This window comes from Streptomyces sp. WMMB 714 (assembly GCF_900090125.1).
Taxonomy (GTDB): Bacteria; Actinomycetota; Actinomycetes; order Streptomycetales; family Streptomycetaceae; genus Streptomyces; species Streptomyces daqingensis.
In genome coordinates this window covers 482,696-488,805 of sequence record NZ_FMHJ01000006.1, presented here as the reverse complement: position 1 = coordinate 488,805, position 6,110 = coordinate 482,696, and the positions used below count along the sequence as shown (strand labels likewise).

The following is a 6,110-nucleotide window of genomic DNA, read 5'->3' as shown; positions in this document are numbered from 1 at the left end:
CTGCGTTGTCGGTCGTCGGCGCAGCCCGCTGCGCTCTCTCCCCCTCGGCCTCGCGGCCTGGGAGGTGCCCCCACCCTCCGCCTTGCGATCGCACGCACCAGACACCGCGTCCCCCGGCCTACGGCCGGACGACGCTACTTTGAGACACGCCCTAGCTGTCCGCCCCCTGCCGGTCCATGTACTCGAAGACGCTGCCGTCGGGGTGCCGTGCCACCACGTTCCGTCCGATGGGCGTCTCCTTCGGGCCCGCGATGATCTGGGCGCCCACGGCCTTCAGATCGGCGACGGCCTCGTCGACGTCCTTCACAGCGAGCGTCGCGGCGATCTTCCGGAGGATCTCCATGTGCTCCGCGGGACCGCTCATCAGGAAGAACGGCCCGACAGCCGCCACCGAGACCGGTCCTTGCGCGAAACGCACCGCCTCGGCGCTCGCCAGTCGTTCGTACGCCGGAACGGCCGCGTCCAGATCGTCGACGCACACGCGCAGTGAAGTCCCCAGAATGTCCATGGAACGAGCCTAGTTGGGGACTTACCCGTCGTCAGGCCCGGCAGAGGATCTCTCCGTGGGGCACACCGAACCACCCGTCTTCCCGCGCACCCCACTCCCGCCACGCCCGCGCCGCGTCGTCGAGCCGGGCGGCCGTCGCGAACCCGCCGTCGACGGCCGTCCGCGCGAAGGAGGACGCGAGGGTACGCTCCGCCCACAGGCCGCTCCACCACCGGCGCTCCTCGGCAGTGGCGAAGCACCACACGCTCGACGACGACGCGACCTGCGTGAACCCCGCCTCCCGCGCCCAGACGTGCAGGCGGCGGCCGGCGTCGGGTTCACCGCCGTTGCCCCGGGCGACGCGGCGGTACAACTCCCGCCACTCGTCGAGCCCCTCGGTCCGCGGATACCAGAACATGGCGCCGTAGTCGGAGTCCCTGGCCGCGACCAGCCCCCCGGGCCGGCACACGCGCCACATCTCGCGCAGGGCGCCCACCGGATCGCCCACGTGCTGCAGCACTTGATGGGCGTGCACGACGTCGAAGGACCCGTCGGCGAAGCCGAGGGCGTGGACGTCGCCGACCGCGAAGGCGGTGTTCGTCAGACCGCGTCCCGCGGCCTCTGCCCGCGCCTGGTCGAGGACGTCCGCGGCGGCGTCCATACCCGTGACGCGGCCGTCCGGCACGAGGGCGGCCAAGTCCGCGGTGATGGTCCCGGGCCCGCAGCCGATGTCCAGAAGGCGTGTGTCCGGGGCGAGTTCGCCCACGAGGTACGCGGCCGAGTTCGCGGCCGTGCGCCATGTGTGCGAGCGCAGGACGGACGGATGGTGGCCGTGCGTGTAGGTCGCGGTCTCCTTCGGCATGACGGCAGCCTACGGCCGACGTTCACGTACTGGACAGATCCGTCTCGCATGGCGGGCGGCGCGCCAAGGGTCCGGGACCCCTCACTGCTCCAGCGGCCGGTAGACCGTCAGCGCCTCGTGCTGCTTGTCCAGCAGCAGCCGGCGCGGCGCCGGGGCCACTTCGCCGTCGTAGCTGAGATGCGTCCCCGACGGGATGTCGGAGATCATCAGCCTCCGCAGCCGCCGCGTGCTGTGCAGCGGGGAGCGGCCGACGGTGCTGGTGAGGGCCGCGACGAACAGGCGGGTACGGGCCCAGCGGCCCGCTCCGACGAGCCGGATGTCCAGCTGCCCGTCGGCGAGGTCGTGCCGCCGCACCGGCGCCATCCCGACGCGGTAGGCGCAGTTGCCCGCGAACAGCAGCCACAGCGCGCGCTCCTTGCCGCCGAGCCCGGCCTCCACCGGACCGCTGGTGCGCAGCACCCGCAGCGCCGCCAGGACTCCCGCCGGCCACGGCCCGATACGGTGCGCCCACCTCTCGCGGATGCGGACGAGCTCCGGGTAGGCGCCGAGGCTGAAGGTGTTCAGGAAGTACCCGGGCTCGCGTTCCACGTCCTCGTCGCCGGAGTGCGAGGGCTGCGGGGTGAAGCGCCCGAGGTCGACGGCCACCGCGTCGCCCGTCTGCACGGCACGGCAGGTGTCGGCGAACTCCTCGATGCCCAGGTCGTACGCGAAGTGGTTGTGCGTCCCGCCCGGCAGCACCGCCAGCGGCACACCGGCCCGCAGGGCGTGGGTCGCGGCGGTGTTGACTGTGCCGTCGCCGCCGCAGACGCCCAGGGCGCCGCCGAGTTCCGCGGCCCGCCGCGCGGCCTGGCCGAGCTTCTCGTCCAGCTGACCCGACCTCGGGTCGCAGCAGACGATCTCCGCCTTGGGCAGCATGTCGCGCACCACGCCCAGCGACGCCGGCTCCTCCAGCTCGGCGTCCTCCTCGACCGGGTCGCGGGGCTCCTCGCGGGAGCCGGAGCGCGCGTTGGCCACCAGCACCAGCCCGAGCCCTTCCGGCAGCGCCGGCGCGTCCACCAACGGGCGCCCGGGGGAGGGCAGTTGGGACCGGGTCGGGGCGATGCCCCGCACCGCGAACGCCGACCCCACACCGAGCGCCGCCCCGACCAGCACGTCGCTCGGGTAATGGACGCCGGTGTAGACGCGTGAGAACGCCACCGCCGCCGCGACGGGAGCCACCACCGCGCCCCAGCGCGGCGACTCCAGCGCCACGCCCGTCACGAAGGCCGCGGCGGACGCCGCGTGCCCCGAGGGGAAGGACGTCGTCACCGGCTGGCGGTGCAGCTGCCTTATCACCGGCACCGCGTCCAGGACCGGACGCTGCCGGCGGACCGAACGCTTGCCGAGGGTGTTGACGGTGGCCGAGGCGACCGCGAGCGACGCCAGGCCGCGGGCGGCGCACCTGCGTGCACGCGGGGTGTTGCTGAGCGCGATCGCCCCCGCGACCGCGAACCACAGCCGTCCGTGATTGGCGCTGCGGCTCAGCCGCGGCAGGATCCGCTCGGGCCCCGGCCAGTCGCGCTTGGCGACCAGCTCGAAGACGGACCGGTCCGCCGCGGACCAGGCCTGCCATCCGGGCCAGTCCCGCCAGGCGGGCCTGCCCGAGCGCCCCGTGTCCGGATTGTTCGACACGGCGGAGACCGCCGCCTCCAGGACCGACGGACCGGGCCGCCGCCAGGCGGCACGCGACCGGCGCATCGTGGAGACCCGCCCGCGACCTGCACCGTCGCGTGCGCCGAGCCCTGTGAGACTGCTGAACCTCGCCATGAGGCTCGCTTTCTCCGACCCGGATGCCGGTAAACCTTGACGGCCCGCCGCCACCCGCCGACCGCGTGCCCGTCGCTTCCCCGCGCACGCCGCCCGGCGAACGGCTCCCGCCGCTCGGGCGGGAGCCGAAAACACCGGTCGCACGTGCCGCGCCGGCGCCGGGCCGCTCCGGGCGGCCGGGCGCCGGCGCGAGTCCCGGGCCGGACGGCCCCTCAGGCGCGGGGCTTGCGGCCGAGCGCGGCCATCACCTCCTGGACGTTCGCGTACGTGCCGCCCTCCTTCGGCAGCCGCCGCACCACGTCCACCAGCGGATCGGGCGCGTACTGGTCCATCAGCTCACGCTTGAGGGCTTCGCGCCCGGCGGGGAACGAGTGCCGCCCCAGATGCCTGGCCAGGTCGGAGCGGAGCGCCTCGTCCTCGGCCTCCTGCGGGGTCGGCGCACCGGCCGGCGGTACGGGACGGCTGGTGAGCTCCGGGTCGTCGTCCGCCCCGGGCTCGGCGTCGTCCCACTCCTCGGCGCGGGTGGGGTGCCCCGACCTCAGCCAGCCCTGCAGCTCGCGCTTGGCCTCGTCGTCGCGGTGGGGGCTCAGGTGGTCGCTACCGCGTTGCATGTTGTCCGCCACCGGTTCCGCCTCCTTCCGGTCCTCCTCCGTGCGCCCAGCGCAGCAGCGCGCCCAGGCCGCCGTCCGGCAGCTCTTCCGGCACGCCCTCGGGCACGTCCGACGGCCGTACGCGCAGCACTTCGGCGCCCGTCGTGGCGGCGGAGCGCAGCAGCGCGTCGTCGGCGCGCGCGGACGACGGCTCGGTCTCGCCCAGGTACTGGGGTTCGGTGCGGCGTGCCGCGACCTGGTCCGGATGGTCGCCGACCCAGACCTCGCGGTGCAGGTCGGGGCCTTCCGGACGCACCAGCAGCACGGCGATGCGGTGCTCCCGTGCCGCCTCGACCAGCGCGGGCACGCCCTCGGCGGCGTGGACGCGGCCCTCCTCGCCCGGCGAGCGTCCGGCCTGGAACCGCTCCAGTACGGCCGCCGCGCTGCGCCGCGCGAAGGCGGCACGGGCCTGGGCGACCTCCTCGTCCAGCAGCTTCCGGCCGCTGGCCGTGTTGGAGGCGGGCCCTTCGGGGCCGCTGTCGGCCCGTACGCCGTGCTCGGCCTGGAACGTGCGTTCCCGCAGGTCGGGCGGCAGGCGGTCGTGGACGGCGTGGCGTTCGCGGCTGTCGCCCGCGAGGACCACGAGCCGGGCTCCGCACTTCTCCCAGCGGTTGCGCAGCTCGTCGGCGATCTCCGCGGCGTTCTGCTCCCACGTGTTCTCCACGGCGGTCTGGAAGTGCCGCTCCGACCAGTCGCCCGAGGGGGTGCGGTGCACCGGCCACTCGGCGCCGGTGACGCGGCCCGCGCTGTGCGAGCCGACGGAGCCGCGGAGCTCGAATTCGGCTCCCTTGCGGTCGATGTAGGCCACCAGGCAGGACGGATCGCTGTCCGCGAGCTCCACGAGGGGGCCGAGGCGCGGCAGCGCCTGCCAGGAGACCGGGGGATGGCCGCCCTCGGGCGGCGGGACCGTCAGCTCCGTGTCGAGCACCACCTCGCCGTGCGTGGCGAAGACCGCGTAGCCGGGAGCCCGGCCGACGGGAAGTGAGGTGAGCCGGTCCGAGACGGCGCGGCACGTCTTCTCGTCCGCGCCCTGCTCCTTCAGGCGGTCGACGGCTGAGCGGGCGGTCAGCTCCCTGCGTGCCGCCGCGTCCTCGGAGGCCGTGGTGGTGTCGAAGTAGACCGACGCCCATGGGCCCTCGCGCTCGAAGAGCGGGCCGAGGAATCCGAGATCCATTGATTCCCTCCTTGGATTGCGCACGCCGGGTACCCGGCCCGTCGCGGGCAACACGAGGAAACAGCGGCCTGCCGCGCGGCCCGTACCGGAGCGGGCGCCCGTACCGCCGCACGCGGAGGCGACGGGCCGGTGTACGCACCGCCGAAGGACAGAGAGGGAGACCCATGGGAATCGATCCACGTCAGCTGAGCGACGCGGACCTGCTCAGGGAGCTGGAGAACATCCACCGCACACGGCACGACACCCTGCTGCACGCTCCCGACGACGCGCTGTCCGCGCACAGCGTCCGCATGACGGAGCTGGAGGCGGAGTACCTGCGCCGCCACCCGGAGCGTCCGGTCTCGCCCGGCCGCACCCGGGAGGGAGCCCGCGCCCGCGGCGAGTGACGGCCCGGGCGACCGGCCGCAGCCGGCCGCGCCCCGGGCAGGCGGCCCGGACGCGCCCCGCCGTTCCGCTTGCCGGGGCGCGTCCGGCGGGCGGCCGGGTCAGCCTTCCGTGCCGCGGGCGGGGCCGTCCTCGCGTGCGGCGGCGCGACGCCGGTCGGCCCGTACGCAGCGCAGCAGCTCCTCCGCGTACGGGAGGGCCACGCACACGCCGAACGCGAGGGTGATCCCGGCCAGGTACTTGCGCGGCAGAGGCGGCTTCCGCAGGACCAGCCGCCAGGCGTTGCGGTCGCCCCGGCCGCCCCGCAGCAGCGAGCGGACCTGCTCCGGGTGGAGGCACATCAGGGAGGCCAGCGCGCTGAACGGCAGCGACTCGAGGAAGCTGTGCACGTGCTGCTCGACGGGCTTGATCTCCCGGTCGCTGTGGTGGGCCGTGCGGACGTCCCAGACCGCGGTCGCCTCGTGTGCCGCGGCGGCGCCCAACTGCACGGTGAGCAGCAGGGGGTTGACCTTGCACAGCAGGGTCAACCCGATCGGCGCGCCCACCTCCGCCATCATCAGGGAGTGGATGAGCGACTCCCGCGTGGCCGGGGAGTCCTCGATGCGGCTGCGCTTGTGCAGCCACCAGTCGGCCAGGCCGGGCAGGAACCACGACGGCAGCAACCCGTACATCAGGTAGCGGACCGTGGCGTCCTCCACCCCGGCGCCGGTGTCCACCCCCCGGCGGACGGGCAGGAACCCGGGCATC

At 74.6% G+C, this 6,110-nt stretch carries 7 protein-coding genes; 1 reads left to right on the top strand and 6 read right to left on the bottom strand.

Annotated features, from left to right (window positions below; translation table 11 throughout):
* Window positions 1–151: 151 nt before the first annotated feature.
* From H181DRAFT_RS14215 to H181DRAFT_RS14195, 5 genes are all read right to left on the bottom strand, one after another.
* Entirely contained in the window at window positions 152–508 is a 357-nt protein-coding gene (locus H181DRAFT_RS14215; RefSeq protein ID WP_045864723.1) for a VOC family protein, read from the bottom strand.
* Window positions 509–539: 31 nt separating this feature from the next.
* Window positions 540–1,349, bottom strand: a complete 810-nt coding sequence (locus H181DRAFT_RS14210) for a methyltransferase domain-containing protein (protein WP_045864722.1) — start codon at window positions 1,347–1,349, stop codon at window positions 540–542.
* An 81-nt stretch (window positions 1,350–1,430) separates the two neighbouring features.
* Window positions 1,431–3,155, bottom strand: coding sequence for a bifunctional phosphatase PAP2/diacylglycerol kinase family protein (locus tag H181DRAFT_RS14205; RefSeq protein ID WP_045864721.1), 1,725 nt, complete (start codon window positions 3,153–3,155; stop codon window positions 1,431–1,433).
* A gap of 212 nt (window positions 3,156–3,367) precedes the next feature.
* A complete protein-coding gene (locus H181DRAFT_RS14200; protein WP_045864828.1) occupies window positions 3,368–3,766 on the bottom strand; it encodes a DUF2795 domain-containing protein in 399 nt (132 codons plus the stop codon).
* Window positions 3,753–4,979 carry a baeRF2 domain-containing protein gene (locus tag H181DRAFT_RS14195; protein WP_045864720.1) on the bottom strand — a complete coding sequence of 409 codons (1,227 nt, stop codon included), beginning with the start codon at window positions 4,977–4,979 and terminating at the stop codon, window positions 3,753–3,755. Before H181DRAFT_RS14195 ends, H181DRAFT_RS14200 begins: the two co-directional genes overlap by 14 nt.
* A 164-nt stretch (window positions 4,980–5,143) precedes the next feature.
* On the opposite strand from H181DRAFT_RS14195, the gene H181DRAFT_RS14190 reads away from it, so the two are divergent.
* Window positions 5,144–5,365 (top strand): DUF6158 family protein, encoded by a 222-nt coding sequence (locus H181DRAFT_RS14190; protein WP_045864719.1) that lies wholly within the window; start codon window positions 5,144–5,146, stop codon window positions 5,363–5,365.
* Window positions 5,366–5,464: 99 nt separating this feature from the next.
* Here H181DRAFT_RS14190 and H181DRAFT_RS14185 read toward each other — a convergent pair whose 3' ends face one another.
* Window positions 5,465–6,109 (bottom strand): hypothetical protein, encoded by a 645-nt coding sequence (locus tag H181DRAFT_RS14185; protein WP_045864718.1) that lies wholly within the window; start codon window positions 6,107–6,109, stop codon window positions 5,465–5,467.
* Window position 6,110 lies beyond the last annotated feature (1 nt).